15 protein-coding genes are annotated in these 16638 nt (G+C 42.0%); 4 read left to right on the top strand and 11 right to left on the bottom strand.

The features are described 5' to 3' along the window. Positions 1 to 15: 15 nt before the first annotated feature. The 6 genes from pyk to dnaE form a co-directional block, all read right to left on the bottom strand. Positions 16 to 1776 carry a pyruvate kinase gene (gene pyk, locus AC20OE_RS05665; RefSeq protein ID WP_487268669.1) on the bottom strand — a complete coding sequence of 587 codons (1761 nt, stop codon included), beginning with the start codon at positions 1774 to 1776 and terminating at the stop codon, positions 16 to 18. A 27-nt stretch (positions 1777 to 1803) separates the two neighbouring features. Next, on the bottom strand, positions 1804 to 2763 hold the full coding sequence (gene pfkA / locus AC20OE_RS05660) for a 6-phosphofructokinase (RefSeq protein ID WP_024424794.1): 960 nt from the start codon (positions 2761 to 2763) through the stop codon (positions 1804 to 1806). Positions 2764 to 3104: 341 nt separating this feature from the next. Continuing rightward, positions 3105 to 4082, bottom strand: coding sequence for an acetyl-CoA carboxylase carboxyl transferase subunit alpha (gene accA, locus AC20OE_RS05655; RefSeq protein ID WP_039180569.1), 978 nt, complete (start codon positions 4080 to 4082; stop codon positions 3105 to 3107). Further along, a complete protein-coding gene (accD, locus tag AC20OE_RS05650) occupies positions 4067 to 4942 on the bottom strand; it encodes an acetyl-CoA carboxylase, carboxyltransferase subunit beta (RefSeq protein ID WP_034279640.1) in 876 nt (291 codons plus the stop codon). The genes accA and accD overlap by 16 nt, the downstream gene beginning before the upstream one ends. Before the next feature lie 304 nt (positions 4943 to 5246). After that, positions 5247 to 6479: an NADP-dependent malic enzyme gene (gene ystJ / locus AC20OE_RS05645; RefSeq protein ID WP_025092260.1), complete on the bottom strand. Its 1233-nt coding sequence runs from the start codon at positions 6477 to 6479 to the stop codon at positions 5247 to 5249. Positions 6480 to 6620: 141 nt separating this feature from the next. After that, positions 6621 to 9956 carry a DNA polymerase III subunit alpha gene (gene dnaE, locus AC20OE_RS05640; RefSeq protein ID WP_372556002.1) on the bottom strand — a complete coding sequence of 1112 codons (3336 nt, stop codon included), beginning with the start codon at positions 9954 to 9956 and terminating at the stop codon, positions 6621 to 6623. Positions 9957 to 10093: 137 nt separating this feature from the next. On the opposite strand from dnaE, the gene ytrH reads away from it, so the two are divergent. The 3 genes from ytrH to AC20OE_RS05625 all read left to right on the top strand — a co-directional run bounded on the left by ytrH (position 10094) and on the right by AC20OE_RS05625 (position 11229). After that, on the top strand, positions 10094 to 10435 hold the full coding sequence (ytrH, locus tag AC20OE_RS05635) for a sporulation membrane protein YtrH (RefSeq protein ID WP_024424798.1): 342 nt from the start codon (positions 10094 to 10096) through the stop codon (positions 10433 to 10435). Then, positions 10432 to 10935: a sporulation membrane protein YtrI gene (gene ytrI, locus AC20OE_RS05630; RefSeq protein WP_003216226.1), complete on the top strand. Its 504-nt coding sequence runs from the start codon at positions 10432 to 10434 to the stop codon at positions 10933 to 10935. The genes ytrH and ytrI overlap by 4 nt, the downstream gene beginning before the upstream one ends. Positions 10936 to 11043: 108 nt before the next feature. Beyond that, entirely contained in the window at positions 11044 to 11229 is a 186-nt protein-coding gene (locus AC20OE_RS05625) for a YtzJ family protein (protein WP_003216400.1), read from the top strand. A 51-nt stretch (positions 11230 to 11280) separates the two neighbouring features. Here AC20OE_RS05625 and AC20OE_RS05620 read toward each other — a convergent pair whose 3' ends face one another. Then, complete coding sequence (locus AC20OE_RS05620; protein WP_059374777.1) at positions 11281 to 12222, bottom strand: DHH family phosphoesterase; 942 nt, start codon at positions 12220 to 12222, stop codon at positions 11281 to 11283. Positions 12223 to 12369: 147 nt separating this feature from the next. Here AC20OE_RS05620 and AC20OE_RS05615 point away from each other — a divergent pair, with 147 nt between their 5' ends. Next, positions 12370 to 12672, top strand: coding sequence for a YtpI family protein (locus AC20OE_RS05615; RefSeq protein ID WP_003216665.1), 303 nt, complete (start codon positions 12370 to 12372; stop codon positions 12670 to 12672). Between the two features lie 37 nt (positions 12673 to 12709). Here the strand turns inward: AC20OE_RS05615 and AC20OE_RS05610 are convergent, their stop codons facing one another. From AC20OE_RS05610 to AC20OE_RS05595, 4 genes are all read right to left on the bottom strand, one after another. Further along, on the bottom strand, positions 12710 to 14032 hold the full coding sequence (locus tag AC20OE_RS05610) for a CBS domain-containing protein (protein WP_059374779.1): 1323 nt from the start codon (positions 14030 to 14032) through the stop codon (positions 12710 to 12712). Positions 14033 to 14179: 147 nt separating this feature from the next. Next, positions 14180 to 14863 carry a metal-dependent hydrolase gene (locus AC20OE_RS05605; RefSeq protein WP_039180583.1) on the bottom strand — a complete coding sequence of 228 codons (684 nt, stop codon included), beginning with the start codon at positions 14861 to 14863 and terminating at the stop codon, positions 14180 to 14182. Between the two features lie 65 nt (positions 14864 to 14928). Beyond that, entirely contained in the window at positions 14929 to 15684 is a 756-nt protein-coding gene (locus AC20OE_RS05600) for an SDR family oxidoreductase (protein ID WP_039180586.1), read from the bottom strand. Between the two features lie 412 nt (positions 15685 to 16096). After that, positions 16097 to 16633 (bottom strand): phosphotransferase, encoded by a 537-nt coding sequence (locus tag AC20OE_RS05595; RefSeq protein ID WP_487268668.1) that lies wholly within the window; start codon positions 16631 to 16633, stop codon positions 16097 to 16099. Between the last annotated feature and the right edge of the window lie 5 nt (positions 16634 to 16638).

The following is a 16638-nucleotide window of genomic DNA, read 5'->3' as shown; positions in this document are numbered from 1 at the left end:
CCCCTCTTGGATGATTTAAAGGACGCTTGCACGGCCTTTGTAGATCGCTCCGCGTGCTGGATCTACTGTAATCTCTTCGCCTTCTTTTAATAGTGTTGTTGCGCCGTCAAGACCTACAATTACTGGAATGCCAAGGCTTAATCCAACAACAGCTGCATGGCTTGTTAAACCGCCTTCTTCTGTGATAAGGGCAGATGCTTTTTCTAAAGCTCCCATCATATCACGATCTGTGCAGTTTGCGACTAGGATCGCACCGTCGTACATTTTTTCTTCTGCTTCTTTTCCGCTTTGTGCAATGACAACCGGTCCAAATGCAGATTTACGGCCAATACCTTGACCTTTCGCAATGATGTCACCGACAACATATACTTTCATTAAGTTCGTCGTACCTGTTTCACCAACTGGCACACCTGCTGTAATCACGATTAAATCGCCGTGTCTTACATAGCCTGTTTCAATAGACTTCTCTACTGCATTCTCAAGCATTTCATCAGTAGACGTCGTTTTTGATCCGCTCTTTGCAAATACACCGAATACGAGTGAAAGCTTTCTTGCCACTGATTCGTTTGCTGTAACTGCTACGATTGGTGCTTTTGGTCTATATTTTGAAATCATTCTTGCTGTATGTCCACTTTCCGTAGGCGTCACAATTGCTGCCACATCAAGCTTCATTGCTGTATGTGCAACAGATTGACCGATCGCATCTGTAATGCTGACTTCTACTTCTTCGCTTCTACGGGAAAGAATTGCTTTATAGTTTAGTGCTTCTTCTGAACGTGATGCAATGTTATTCATCGTTTGTACAGCTTCTACTGGATATGTTCCTGCTGCTGTTTCACCAGAAAGCATAATTGCATCTGTACCGTCAAAAATAGCATTGGCCACGTCACTTGCTTCCGCGCGGGTTGGACGAGGGTTACGCTGCATGCTGTCCAGCATTTGAGTCGCTGTGATGACAGGCTTGCCTAAACGATTGCATTTTTTGATCAGCATTTTTTGAACAAGCGGTACTTCTTCTGCCGGGATCTCTACACCAAGATCTCCACGCGCAACCATTAAACCGTCAGATACCTCAAGGATTTCGTCGATGTTATCAACACCCTCTTGGTTTTCAATCTTAGGAATGATTTGAATATCAGTCGCATTGTTCTTTTCAAGAAGCTCACGAATTTCAAGAACATCAGAAGCTCGTCTAACAAAAGAAGCTGCGATGAAATCGACGCCTTGTTCAATTCCAAACAGAATATCATTAGCATCCTTTTCTGTAATACCTGGCAGGTTCACACTGACGCCAGGTATGTTGACGCCTTTTTTGTTTTTGAGCGTGCCTGTATTCATGACTTTAGTGACGATTTCTTTGCGGTCCTTGTTAATTTCTTTTACTTCTAAACCAATCAGACCATCATCTAATAGAATCGTTGAACCTACTTCTACATCATGAATTAAATCTTCGTATGTCACACTAATTTTTTCCGTATTTCCAACAATGTCTTCCATACTCACGATAAGATCAGCACCAGCGACTAGCTCAATTGAGCCGTTTTCAACTGTACGTGTACGGATCTCTGGACCTTTTGTATCTAGAAGGATCGCAATGTCCTTGCCTAATGTTTTACCTGCTTTACGTATGTTTTCAATGCGTGCACCATGCTCTTCAAAATCTCCGTGGGAGAAGTTTAGTCTGGCTACATTCATTCCTGCTTCAATCAATTCAGTCAGCTTTTCAATGCTTTCACTTGCTGGACCGATTGTACAAACGATTTTTGTCTTTCTCATTACTGTTCCTCCTAAGGTCTTCTCGTTTTATATAGAGAGCTCTTGTGAAAGTCGGTACATATTTTTATCGACTGTATGTTTTTTATCTAAGATTTCTAAAATATCATGATGGACAAGTTCATTGCTTTGAATGCCTACACAGCGTCCGCCTTGTCCTTCAAGGAGAAGCTCGACTGCGTATGCTCCTAAACGGCTTGCCAGTACACGGTCAAATGCACTCGGAGAACCTCCGCGCTGAATATGTCCTAAGACAGATACACGTGTTTCAAGGCTTGTCTCCTCTTCAATCCGCTTACCAAATTCAACACCGCTGCCTACGCCTTCTGCAACGATAATAATACTATGCTTCTTGCCGCGCTCGTGACCTCTTCTTAACCTAGCAATAATTTCGTCCATGTCATAGTCTGCTTCAGGAATCAAAATAGATTCGGCTCCGCCCGCAAGACCTGACCAAAGGGCAATATCACCAGCATGTCTTCCCATTACTTCCACTACGTATGTACGTTCATGAGATGTGGCTGTATCACGAATTTTATCAATGGCATCAATGACAGTATTCAGTGCTGTATCAAAGCCAATAGTGAAATCAGTACCTGGAATATCGTTGTCAATCGTGCCAGGGACACCTACACATGGAAAACCGAGCTCTGTTAATTTCTTCGCTCCCATAAATGACCCGTCTCCACCAATGACTACAAGTCCTTCAATACCGAATTTTTTTAAGTTTTCAATTCCCTTTTCACGACCTTCAACTGTCTTGAATTCAGGACATCTTGCCGTGTAAAGTTTTGTTCCTCCACGATGAATGATATCGCCTACCGAACCTATTTCGAGTTTCTCAATTTTACCGTTAATTAGACCTGAGTATCCATTATAAATACCGTAAACTTCAACATTATGGTAAATTGCTTTCCTTACAACTGCGCGCACAGCTGCATTCATTCCTGGGGAATCCCCACCGCTTGTTAAAACTCCTATACGCTTCATCTTTTTCACCTCAGAGACCATATATGAATTAAACATACCATTTCCACTGCTTGAAAACAATCATGAGCAAATTTGGATGTTTTCAATACGAATTTCTAAAACCGTACTTATTATACAATTAAATAAACCGTTTTTAAACAAAAGTTAAGAACGTCGTGAAAGCAAATCTCTCTGAAATCTGTAAAGGCAAGTGCTATAAACCTTATCATATCAAGGTTTTCAGACGTTTCAAATTTTATGAAAACAAAAGAAAATTATTTTCAAATAGCGCTTACATGAGGTCGGTTTTCATGAAAAAAGATGAAAAAAATAAACGCCAGCCAAAAAGGCTGTACGTTTATTTAGTTTACCCCAATATATTGATTTTCAATCGATACTTTCCCGATTGCTTTGTATTTTTCATATCTTTGTTCGACTAGTTCTTCAGGTGTTAGTTTGAGCAAAGATGTAAGTGATTGTTTTAATACATTTTCCATGTAGGCTGCTTGTTGTTTCACGTCTCGATGTGCTCCACCTTGCACTTCTTTAATAACATCATCTATAATATCTAATTCTTTTAGGTCTGGAGCGGTAATTTTCATTGATTCTGCAGCTTTTTTCGCAAGTGATGAGTCCTTCCAGAGCAGTGCTGCTGCACCTTCAGGTGAAATCACTGAATACGTTGAGTTTTCTAGCATGAATAGGTGGTTTCCTACGCCTAAGCCTAGTGCGCCGCCGCTTCCGCCTTCTCCAATGACAATACAGACAACTGGTACACGAAGTCCTGCCATTTCGAATAGGTTTTTCGCAATTGCTTCACTTTGTCCGCGCTCTTCAGCTGCTTTACCAGGATAAGCTCCTTTTGTATCAATAAAGCAAATGATCGGGCGATTAAATTTATCTGCTTGTTTCATCAAACGCAGCGCTTTACGGTAGCCTTCTGGATGAGGCATTCCGAAATTACGGCGCAAGTTTTCTTTTGTATCTTTACCGCGCTGATGGCCAATAACAGTGACAGGAAGCCCTTTAAACGTGGCAATTCCTCCAACGATCGCTTCATCATCACCATAAAAACGGTCGCCGTGACATTCGAAAAAATTGTCAAACAGCTCTTGAATGTAATCGAGAGTTGTTGGGCGCATCGCATGCCGAGCAATCTGCACTCTGTCCCACGGCTTTAAATTTGTATAAATGTCTGCTTCAAGCTTGCTCAGACGTGTTTCAAGGCGCTCAATTTCTGCACTTAAATCCATTTCTGAGTTTTGTGTGAACTTTTTCAGTTCATCAATTTTCGCTCGAAGTTCAATGACAGGTTTTTCAAATTCTAGTTCTCCAGCCACTCTCGTTCACCTCCTGTGCTGTGTAGCGCTAAGATTCGGCCTAGAGTTTCTTTCATTTCTGCACGATGGATGACAGCATCAAGCTGTCCATGCTTCATTAAAAATTCAGCCGTTTGGAAGTCCTCTGGCAGGTCTTCACGAATCGTTTGTTCAATGATTCTGCGGCCTGCAAAACCAATTAAAGCACCCGGTTCTGCAAAGTTGTAATCACCGAGAGACGCAAAACTAGCTGATACACCGCCAGTTGTTGGGTTCGTCATCACAGAGATAATCAACCCTTGATCTTCGCTGAACAGTTTTAATGCTGAACTTGTTTTTGCCATCTGCATCAGACTGAGAATTCCCTCTTGCATTCTCGCTCCACCAGATGCAGTAAAGATAATAAACGGAACCTTGTCCGCTTTTGCTTTCTCGATCGCCAGTGTGATCTTTTCACCAACAACCGATCCCATGCTGCCCATACGGAACGTGGCATCCATGACAGCAATGACAGCACTTTGGCCTTCAATCTCACCTTTACCTGTGACAATGGCTTCATTCAAAGATGTTTTTTCTCTGTCTTTCTCAAGCTTTTCTTCGTAGCCTGGGAAACCGAGCGGGTTTGCTGAAATGAGGTGCCCGTTAAATTCTTCAAATGTGCCTTCATCTACAAGGCTTTCGATACGCTGTTTTGCATTCATTTGCAAATGTCTGCCGCAATTCATGCAAACACGTAAATTTTTATCTAGTTCTTTGGTGAGCATTATTTTTTTACATTGCGGACATTTGGTCATGATGCCTTCAGGCACATCTTGGCTTGCCTGTTCAGAGGGTACAGATGCATATTTTTTCTTTTTACTGAAAATATTCTTGATTGACAAATGACTACCTCCCTTTTTGAAGGGTTTTTTCTTTACACGCACATCCACTATTATAGGACATGTCATAACTGTACCGAAACTATTGTACTTTTTTTGTCAAACGCTGTCATCCTTCATTCAATTTTTTCAGTGGGGAATTGATGAGAAATGAGTAGGTGTTTGGGGCGCTGAGCAGTTGATATGTTTGAATTGTGAACGTCTACAAAAAAATCTCATTCCGGATGAAAAATTTTTCGCGTAAGAGAGGAAATGTTGCACGTTTTTCCTCCAATTTCAGAAAAAACGTGCACACTTTTCCAGTTGATTATTCGCCGATAATCGTTAATTTTCTTGTTTTTTCAGCGACCGCTTCTGGGTCGACTTTGATTCTTGCAACGCCAGTTTCCATTGCTGCTTTTGCCACAGCTTTTGCTACCGCTGGTGCCACGCGTGCATCAAATGGTGCAGGGATGACATATTCAGCTGACAATTCCTCATCTGAAACAAGAGACGCTATCGCTTCAACAGCTGCGATTTTCATTTCTTCGTTAATGTGAGTTGCACGTACATCTAATGCTCCGCGGAAAATTCCTGGGAATGCCAGTACGTTGTTCACTTGGTTCGGGAAGTCAGAACGGCCAGTTCCTACAACACTTGCACCTGCTGCATGTGCATCTTCTGGCATAATCTCTGGATTTGGATTAGCCATAGCAAAGATGACAGGATCTTTTGCCATTTTTCCAACCATTTCTTTTGTTAAAGCGCCTGCTACAGAAACCCCGATAAAGACGTCTGCGCCTTCAATGACTTCTTCTAATGAACCTTCTTTGCGGTCTTGGTTCGTGAATTTAGCTACTTCGTTTTTCACTGCATTCATACCATTCGGGCGGCCTTCGTAAATGGCACCTTTCGTATCACACATAATGATATCACGTACACCGAAATGATAAAGAAGTTTGATAATCGCAATTCCTGCTGCCCCGGCGCCGTTTGCCACTACTTTGATTGAAGACATAGATTTTCCAGATAGCTTCAGTGCATTCACAAGTCCTGCTACTGTCACAATGGCTGTTCCATGTTGATCATCGTGGAAAACTGGAATGTTTGTCTCTTTTTTCAAGCGCTCTTCAATGATAAAGCAGTTAGGAGCTGCAATATCTTCAAGGTTCACACCGCCAAAAGTCGGCTCAAGAAGCTTCACTGTTTCAACGATTTTGTCTACATCGTTCGTTGCAAGCGCGATTGGGAAGGCATCTACGCCTGCAAAGCTTTTGAATAATACGGCTTTCCCTTCCATTACTGGAAGAGATGCTTCTGCACCAATATTTCCAAGCCCTAAAACAGCGCTTCCGTCTGTGACAACAGCGACCATATTGCCTTTCATTGTATAATCATACACTTTGCTTGTGTCGTCATAAATATCTTTACATGGTTCTGCAACACCAGGTGAATAAGCCAAGCTCAAGTCTTTCGCATTTTTCACTTGTACTTTTGATTTTGATTCGAGTTTGCCTTGATTCTCTTTGTGCATATGTAATGCTTCTTCTCTTAATGACATGTGATGAACACTCCTTCAAGTGGAAAATGATTTAATGATTTGCTAAATTGATAAGCACATACTGGCAGTTTTAAATACACAGAATCTTTAAAATGATAACACAATAGGTGAATTTGTAAAACATATTCAGGCGATTTGTCATCATTTAATCACAACGTTTTGTTCACCGAGCAGCTCTTTTAACTGGAAAATCACAGCATGATCTGCATGAACTTTGTATGCATCTGGAAGTCTCATCGTCTTTTTTTGCTTCTCATAATACAAATAGACATCTGCTTCTCCTCTGTGCATCGAGAGGACTTGTTTTACTTGCTCTAGCAGCTCCTGCGTATGATTCTCTTCTTTCACCCGAATGTAGACAGACTCTTTTCTTTTTACGTCCATCTCTTCCAGCAAAGCAGCTTCTTGCACGATGATTTGACTGCTGTCATTTCTGATCTCTACTCTGCCTTCCACATAAAGCATGGTGCCCTCCTCAAGTAAGGGGGACAGCTTTCTAAATTGCTCTGGAAAGACGACGCCTTCCATTTCTCCCGTTTCATCCCCAAATGTAACAAATGCCATCGATTGTCCATTTTTTGTCCGAATCGATTTCACTTTTGTCAAAAGACCACCCATTGAAATCTTCCGCTTAATATAGGAAGAAAGTCTGATTATTTCCACTGCACCATTCTCTCTTAAGCGGTCTCGGTATGCTTGTACTGGGTGATTTGATAAATATAACCCGAGTGCCTCTTTTTCAAATTGCAGGAGATCAACAAGCGGCATTTCTTCTATCTCCGCATATTTTGGCTTAATGGAGAAGGTTGTATCCCCAAGAAAGTCCAGCTGATCCTCAGGATTTAAAAATGACACGTGGTCTAACGCAATATCTATCGATGCTAATAACGAAGCACGATTGGGATAAAACTCATCCATCGCCCCTGAAAAAATGAGCGCTTCAATCGTTTTTCGGTTGACACTCTTTGGTGATACTCTTGCGCAAAAATCGAATAAATCTTCAAACGGCTTTTCCTGTCTTGCCCTGTATATATCCTTTACAGCTGACACTCCGACATTTTTAATCGCTCTTAAGCTGTAGCGGATCTCCCCTTTTTCAACCGTAAATGGAAACTCACTCTTATTAATAGAAGGCTTCAACACAGATATCCCTTTTTCCTTCGCCTCATAGAAATATTGAGCAATTTTGTCTTCATTTCCAATTACACTCGTTAAAAGACCGCACATAAAATATAACGGATAATGCGCTTTTAAATAAGCAAGCTGAAAGCCAATCATGCTATATGCAACAGCATGGCTTCTATTAAAACCATAGTTTGCAAATTTGACGATTAAGTCATAAACGTCATTTGCAATGTTAACAGGATACTCCTTTTTTAGGCATCCTTCAACAAAATGGCTTCGCTCTTCATCAAGGACCTTTTTATCCTTCTTCGAAACAGCTCTTCTTAATAGATCAGCCTCGCCCAGCTGAAAACCAGCCATCTTCGCTGCAATCAGCATGATTTGCTCCTGATAGACGATGACCCCATATGTATCCTTTAATATGTCATACAAATCAGGATGAGGGTAGGAGACCTTGACTCTGCCATGCTTTCGGTCGATAAAAAGCGGGATATTTTCCATTGGACCTGGACGATAGAGGGCATTGACCGCTACGATATCTTCTAAACTAGACGGCTTCAGGCGTCTCAGCACCTGACGCATTCCCTGTGATTCAAGCTGGAATATTCCAGTTGTATCGCCCGCAGATAACAATTCAAACGTTTTCTGATCCTCATATGAAATGTCACTAAAGTTAATGTGGACGTTTTCCTGTCTTTCAATCTGGTTTTTAATGGATTCAATTAATGTTAAGTTTCTGAGCCCTAAGAAGTCCATCTTTAAAAGTCCGAGATCTTCTAAATAATTCATGGCATACTGCGTTAAATACACACCTTCATGGCCGTCTTGAATCGGAACGACCTCTGTCAGCGGCTCTTCGCTCAGCACAACGCCAGCTGCATGTGTCGAGGTGTGTCTCGGTAAGCCTTCTACCTTTAAAGCAGTTTGGAAGACCTTTCGAAGCTCTTCAGATTGCTGAAGCATCGTTTTTAATTCAGGAGATGCAGTCACCGCTTCTTTCAGCGTCGTTCCTGGCTTTGATGGAATCAGCTTGGCAAGACGGTCCGCTGCCTTTGAATCGATTCCCATCACACGTCCAACATCCCTTAAAGCAGCCTTTGCTGCAAGTGTTCCAAACGTGACAATTTGCGCCACATGCATGTCTCCGTATTTGTCTTTTACATAAGAAATGATTTCGTCTCTTCTCGTGTCGGGGAAATCAATATCAATATCTGGCATACTGATTCGCTCTGGATTTAAGAAGCGCTCAAATAAAAGACCGTGACGGATCGGGTCGACATCCGTAATAAACAGAACATATGCAACAAGTGAACCCGCTGCTGATCCCCGTCCAGGGCCTGTGACAATCCCTCTGTCATGCGCATACTTCATAAAATCCCACACAATGAGAAAATAATCACTGAAATTCATTTTTTGGATAATGCTCAGTTCATATTCAAGTCTTTTGACATACGTGTCATGTGAAGCAATCTTTCTTTGCATCATCCCTTCTGCGCACACTCTGCGTAAAAACTGATCTGCTGTTGATTGATCAGGAGTTGGATAGGATGGAAGTTTTGTCTGCCCAAGATTTAAATCGACCTCGCAGCGGTCTGCAATCTCCACCGTTCTTGTCAGCAGCTCTCGATCATCTCTATACCATTCCAACATTTCTTCAAAGGATCTGAAATGCTTTTCTCCTCGGTCTTCCTCTATCTCTGAAAGCTGCTCTCCTGCTTTAATAGCCTTTAAACACGTATAAGCCATTTTATCCTCTCGATTGATGTAGTGAACATCCCCCGTCGCAACAAGAGGTATGTCCACAATTTGTGAGACGTCCCGCAGTTTGCTGGTGAGCGATTCGTCCTGCTGAAATGGCTGAAGTGCGATGTACACGTGGCCCTCGCCGAATATATGCTTTAATTGTTTTGCGGCTTCACGCGCTTCTTCTATCTGATCATGCTGCAAAAGCGTTTCAATATACCCAGATGCACCTGGTGTGATCGCAATGAGCCCGCGATGATAGCTTTTTAGCCATTTTTCTTTCAGTCCGGCTTTTGATTTTGATTTCAGCACACTGCTGATTTTGATCAGGTTTTGATAGCCTTCGTTGTTTTTTGCAAGGAGTACCAAGGGATAAGCCTCTGTCTCTTGTTCATCTATGAAGACAGAAGCTGTTAAACCGATAACCGGCTTGATGCCATGTTTTTTACATTCCTTATAAAATTCAACCGTTCCATACATCACATGGTCATCGGTAAGAGCGAGCGCCTTGCAGCCAAGTTCTTTTGCTTTCAGTACAAGCTCCTTTACTTTAGCTGCACTGCTTAACAAGCTGTATCCACTGTGGACCTGAAGATGAACATAAGACATGCTAAATCCACTCCTTTCGTCTAAAGTCATTCTTTCATTATAAAACGCGATGCGATGAGAAACAAATGTTCTTTCTTTTCTGTCCGTTCATACTTGTCCAGCACACACCATATATTGAATAGAGTGAGGTGGACAAAATGGATGTGAAGGAAGCTTTTATTCCGAATTTTATCAGCTGTTATTTTATCGCCCTTGGGGTCATTTTGGGTGGTGCTATCATAGGCGGTGTTGGTGCGTATTTATCTGGTCAGCCGCCTTTATCCATTATTACTAGTCTTGCCAACCGTTTAAAGATTTGGGCGCTTGTCGCCGCTATCGGCGGAACATTTGATGCTGTTTATAGCTTTGAACGAGGCATTTTCGAAGGAAACACGCGTGATATTTTCAAGCAGATTTTATTAATTATCTCTGCCATGGGCGGCGCACAAACGGGGTATCTCATTATTACGTGGCTTACACAGGAGCATGTGTCATCATGAGGGTGCCGGAGCTGTATAAACGCCCAGGCTGGCAGCGTTTTTTTGCAGGAATGATGTTTGGTGCGATTGTAAGCTGGCTCATTTTTCTCTTTACATACGGAACCTTTCAGGAAAAGCAAGTGACACTGCTGAGAAGCCAGCAGCATCATATGGACAGTTTGAAGGAACAAATCACACTCTATCGGGAAGATTTGCATAAGTTAAATGAGGATAATAAGAAGCGGCTGCTGATCCAAAGCGTAGATGTTCATCTCGTGAATCGTGAGCAATATAAAATCCCAGAGCCAGATACGCTAAAGTTTGAAGACCAGGTCAAGGAGGATATCTCAGAAGTCATTACAAAGGATATTGAAAGTGTCTATAAAACAAAGGAATTACTAAAACGGACAGTGGAAAATAAAGAATATACCATTCGGGAAAAGGCATACCGAGCGAAAGTGACAGAGCTGACAATTTATACGAAGCTTTCACTTGAAGTACGTATTTCATTTGCTGAATAAAGAGGTTGTGGAATTTTTATGAATTTCTGCCCTCAATGATCGCTTTTCACGCTTCATTTTTATACACTAAAAGTAGAACGAGACCTTAAATAGAAAGAGGTGAGGACAATGGAGGTTTACAGCTATCGTCAAATGGCACGAGACAAAGCAAGCCGGATCAAAGACGGCATGTGTGCTTATGCTGAGACAGAAATGATGGCTCATTTAATTAAAAAAGAATTAAAGCATCAAAATCTCCAAGCCTATGAAGATTCAACAGACATCGGCTGCTGGTTTATCCCTGTATGCAAGTAACCCTTTTCTCCATGACAAAAAAGAGAGAAGGGACTTCATATCCCTCCTCTCTTATGATGATGATTTACATACTTCTTCTAAATCACGCAAAATCTCATCTGCTACGGCCCAATCATAAATGGACGCACCGGCTGCAAGCGGGTGGCCGCCTCCATGATATTTTTTCGCAATGGTGTTAATGACGACACCTTTAGAGCGGAATCTGACACGAATCTGATCGTTTTCTTCCACAAAAAAGACCCATGCCTTAATGCCTGCAATATTTCCTAGTGTCCCAACAAGCTGTGAGGCCTGCTGCGCTGTTGTTTGGAACGATTCCAAAATTTCACGCTTAATGAACACAGATGCAACCCCGTTCTCTGACAAAGAAATATGTTGAAAAATATAACCATTTAATTTCACGACATTCAAATCTGTCTCATACAATTGATTGAAAAGATCTGAAGATGAAAACGGATATTCGATGAGTTCCCCTGCATATTTGAGTGTCTTTTTCGTTGTGTTTGGGAAAAGGAAGCGGCCAGTGTCTCCTACAATGCCGGCATAGATCAATTCAGCCGCCTTTGTATTCAGCTGATATCCTTCTTCTTTCCCCTCTAAGTACAATTCATAAATCATCTCGCTCACAGAGCTTGCCTCTGTATCCACCCAAAGCAAATCACCATAAGGATCTTCATTCGGGTGATGGTCGATTTTCATCAGCTTATCGCCCATTAAATAGCGCTGATCATCAATTCTTGCTTGATTGGCCGTATCACAGACAATGACAAGGGCCCCTTTATACACGTCGTCTGGTATCTCATCGAGTTCATATAAAAATGAAAGGGATGGCTCAGGGGTTCCTGTCGCATAAATATTTTTTTCTGGATAGGTGGCACGCAAGATTTCCGTAAGGCCGCACTGCGATCCATACGCATCAGGATCTGGTCTTACATGTCTATGAATGATGATGGTGTCATATAATGATATGGTTCTAATCAGTTCTTTTTTCATAAAAACTCCTTCTCATGCGATACTCTTTTTATTATTAAATCATAATCTATCGTGACGGAAAAGTGAGGAATAGACAATTTATTCTAGTAAGCAAGCCTATTTACGTTTAAAATAGGGTTGTAACCACTTACAATGGAGGCTTGGCACATGCTTGTTTTGATTGTGTTTATTATTTGTTCTGCCATGTTTTATTTATACTACAAAGCGAAAAATGTCCGTACGAACCGGCCAGTTGAGAAAAAATTCTGGTCGGCGAAATCCAGTATGGCCCTTGGCTGCTTTGTCCTGCTTTTCGGTGTGAATCAATTATTTTTAAACCGCTCGTCACTCGCATTTGTCATCGGATTTATTTTTGTTGCTGTCGGTATCGGCAGTACATGGGCTGGGTATAAAGCCTACAAGCATTACCTTCCGCTCTTTTTAAAAGAAGGCGAAAAAGATCACGCGTAATAAGGAAAGGGGCGACATGGGTTCGCCCTTTTTATCATTATCCCCTCTCCATCAGCTGCACCATCAGCATCGCTTTACCTACGATATTCGATTGGTGATAAACCTCGACTTCCAGCTTTCCAAACTTGCGCCCTACTTCTAAAATATTCGGCTTGATCTGGATTGTGGATTCCATTTGGACTGGTTTTAAGAAGTAGACAGAAAGACTCTCGACGATCAGCTCGCCCTTTTTATGAGATTTTAAGAAGCGGTTGGCTGATTCGATTAAAATTTGTGTGAACACCCCATATGAAATGTTTCCAAGCTGGTTCGTCATTTGCGGGGTGACCTCATATTGATAAACCGCATCTGCTTTTGGTTTTTCTGTATCAGCTTCTTTAAACCCTCTTGAGACAACATCATCCAGCTTTTCTCCAACCTGCGGCTGCTTTTGAATCATTTGGAGCGCCTTGAGCACATCCTGACGGCTGATCATCCCGATCAGCTTCGCATGATCATCCACAACTGGCAGCACCTCAATGCCTTCCCACACCATCATTTGGGCAGCTGAGGCGACAGATGTTTTGCCAATGACCGTCAGCGGATTTTTCGTCATCACCTTTTCAATCGGTGTGGAGCGGTCATGCCCCGCAATATCCTTTGAGGTGAGGATGCCGTGAATCTTCATTTGATCATCTGCGACCGGGAAACGGCCGTGGCCAGTTTCATAATTCTTTTCATACCATTTTTCTAGCTTATCCTCTGGTGATAAATACACAGTGCGTTCAATCGGCGTTAAAATATCTTCTACAAGCACAATCTCTTTTTTAATTAATTGGTCATAAATGGCTCTGTTAATGAGAGCCGCTACGGTAAATGTATCGTAGCTTGTTGATAAGATTGGCAGCTCTAGCTCATCTGCGAGCTGAATGATTTCATCATCTGTTGAGAATCCGCCGGTGACCAGCACAGCCGCCCCTGCCTCTAATGCCTGCTTATGGGCATTGATCCGGTTTCCGACGATCAGCAAGTTGCCAGCTGCCGTATAGCGCATCATCGCATCCAGCTCCATCGCTCCGATGACAAATTTATTTAACGTTTTATGTAAGCCTGCTCGTCCTCCAAGCACCTGTCCATCAATGACATTAACCACTTCTGCATATGTCAGTTTTTCAATATTTTCTTTTTTCTTCTGTTCAATTCGAATGGTGCCGACTCGTTCAATGGTACTGACGAATCCTTTATTTTCAGCATCTTTGATGGCCCGGTAAGCGGTGCCTTCACTCACTTTCATTTCTTTCGCTATGCGCCGGACAGAAATTTTCTCCCCGACATCTAATGAATCAATATACGATAAAATTTGCTCATGCTTTGTCGCCAATCCCGTTCACCCTTTTTGTTTTCAGCGTTTTCATCTATGTTTCATTATAAGGGCAGGAGGCTTTTAATAGCAATTTGTCTTTTCTTTCAGCAGATGAAGGTAAACAAAAAAGCCGGCATTTGTGTGCCAGCTTTTTTCGTATGGGGATTAAATCTCGATTGATTCCCCGCTATTTAACACATGACCGACGCCGCCATGCAGGCTGTCTGCAAATGCATGCGGATCCTGTTCAATTGGCGGGAATGTGCTGTAGTGAATCGGAACGACCTGTTTTGCCCGCAGCCATTCTGCTGCAATTCTTGCATCTTCCGGCCCCATCGTGAAGTTATCACCAATTGGAAGGAATGCGAGCTCAATATGATTCAGCTCACCAATCAGTTTCATATCTGAAAAGAGTGCAGTGTCTCCAGCATGATAAATTGTTTTGCCCTCTGCGGTAAATAAAATACCTGATGGCATCCCAGTATACGTAATTGTCTGCGCCTCTTCATCAATGACAGCTGAACCATGGAACGCTTGCGTGAGCTTCACTTTACCAAATTCAAACTCACGGCTGCCTCCAATAGAAAGCGGGTGCGTTTTCACCCCTTGCCAGCTTAAATATGTGGCAAGTTCGAAAGGCGCGACAACAAGTGCATCATTGTTTTTAGCGATTTCAATGGTGTCACCGATGTGATCTCCATGACCATGTGTCAGTAAAATGACATCTGCTTTCACATCTTGCGGATTGATATCTGTGTGCTTATTTCCATTTAAAAATGGGTCAATCCAAATATGATATCCGTTTGTTTCAATGTGTACGACTGAATGTCCATGATATGTAGCTTTCATGTAGTATATCCACCTTTCAATTTTGATCTCATATCATTTATTACCTCTATAAAAAGCTGAAAAACTTAATGCCTGTGAATGACGTTAAGACCACCTGTTGCTTCAATGACGGTGCCTGTAATGAGGTCTGAACGGTCATCACATAGAAATGAGATGATACGTCCTATATCCTCTCCAGTACCAGACCTGCCTATTGGCGTTTCTTCGTCTTTGATTTGGCGGGCTTCCTCTATTGTCGATTCTTTCATGTCTCCAACGATTTTGCCTGGACAAACCATATTGGCGGTGATGCCGTTTTCGGCTTCTTCAATCGCAATGGTTTTCGTCAATGACGCAAGGCCCACTTTTGCAGCTCCAAAGGCTGATCTGTGCATCCAGCCCGGCGCATGGTCTGCACCTTGGAAGCCATAAGTGATAATGCGGCCAAAGCTTTGTTTTCTCATCATTGGGATGACCATTCGGAACAAATGGAATACTGCTGATAAGTTGCCTTCTATCATTTGATACCATTCATCTTCAGAGTAATCCGCCAGTTTCTTTCGTTCAAAAATATAAGGACCAGCATTGTTAATCAAGGCATCAATCCGCCCAAATCGCTCTATTGCCAGCTCTACCATGTTTTTTAGATCTTCTTTTTTTGTCACATCACCTTGGACAAATTGAAGCTTATCTTCGTACTGCTGTAATTCTTCTCTCATCTGCCGGACAGCTTCATCATCACTTCGATAATTCACTGTCACAGAATACCCCATATTCAGTAAAGACTCGGTGACTTTCCGGCCAAGTCCTTTAGAACCCGCTGTTATTAATGCGTGTCGCACACAATCTCCTCCTAAAGCAAAGGTTGCAAGTTCACGTGTTTCTTATCTTATCTTTTACTTTACTATAAACCGGCATCTGGCGCACTTATGAACCCTTTATCAATAGGAGTAAAACAGTATAGGGTGATTCATCCACTTTTTCAGATCCCATGAGCCATGAATATCGAGAAGCAGCGAAACAAAACGATAGCACTCTCTCACCTCTTGAAGCTCGCGAGGAAGCGGACAAATCTCTTCATACCCCAATTGGACATCGCGGGCAGCTTCTTTCGTCAAAAGGTATTCCAATGCAATAAAATCAAACGCAGCTGGTCCATATACGACATATTCTGTATCAACTAAACTCGTTACTTGATCATCTTTTTCAATATATTGAGACGGATCTAAATCAATTAAAATAAGACTGGCTGAATCAGGAGGCTTCAGCTTTCCAATCCCGCTCTATGAGTTTGGGTACAGCCTTTTTTAACACCGCATGAAATTCTCTCAAATGTTTCTTTTCAGCTCCGTATACTGCCCCAAAAAAGTCAGTTCGATATGAATGAAGATGTGCTAGTTTCCTCCCATAATCCTTATAAAAGTTTGATGAACGTCCATCGAAAGATGTGAAAGGTGTTCCTTCTACTTTCTCCATTACATAAAAATGTCTTCCTGCCTTCTTCACTTTACGAACAACTTCTGGAATCTGAAACGAATTCGTATGAGACAGTTTTTGATTAATTTGATCGATATACTTTTGTATAGTATGAGCATCTACTCCATAGATCATATTGATCCCAGTCACAAATTCACTTTCTTCTCTTGCAGTTTTAGGAGATTTGATCACATATTCCGTTTTATCTTGTAAGGAGATCAGCCACACATCATTGGCCCGTCCGTCATATTGTTCTCCTAACGTTTTCACTGATACGATCGGTTGATGAAACAAAGCCTCAAGCGTTTTCTTCATGATCT

Source organism: Bacillus sp. SRI_025 (assembly GCF_057592095.1).
The sequence above is the reverse complement of the archived record's forward strand: the minus strand, read 5'-3'. Positions and strand labels throughout refer to the sequence as shown.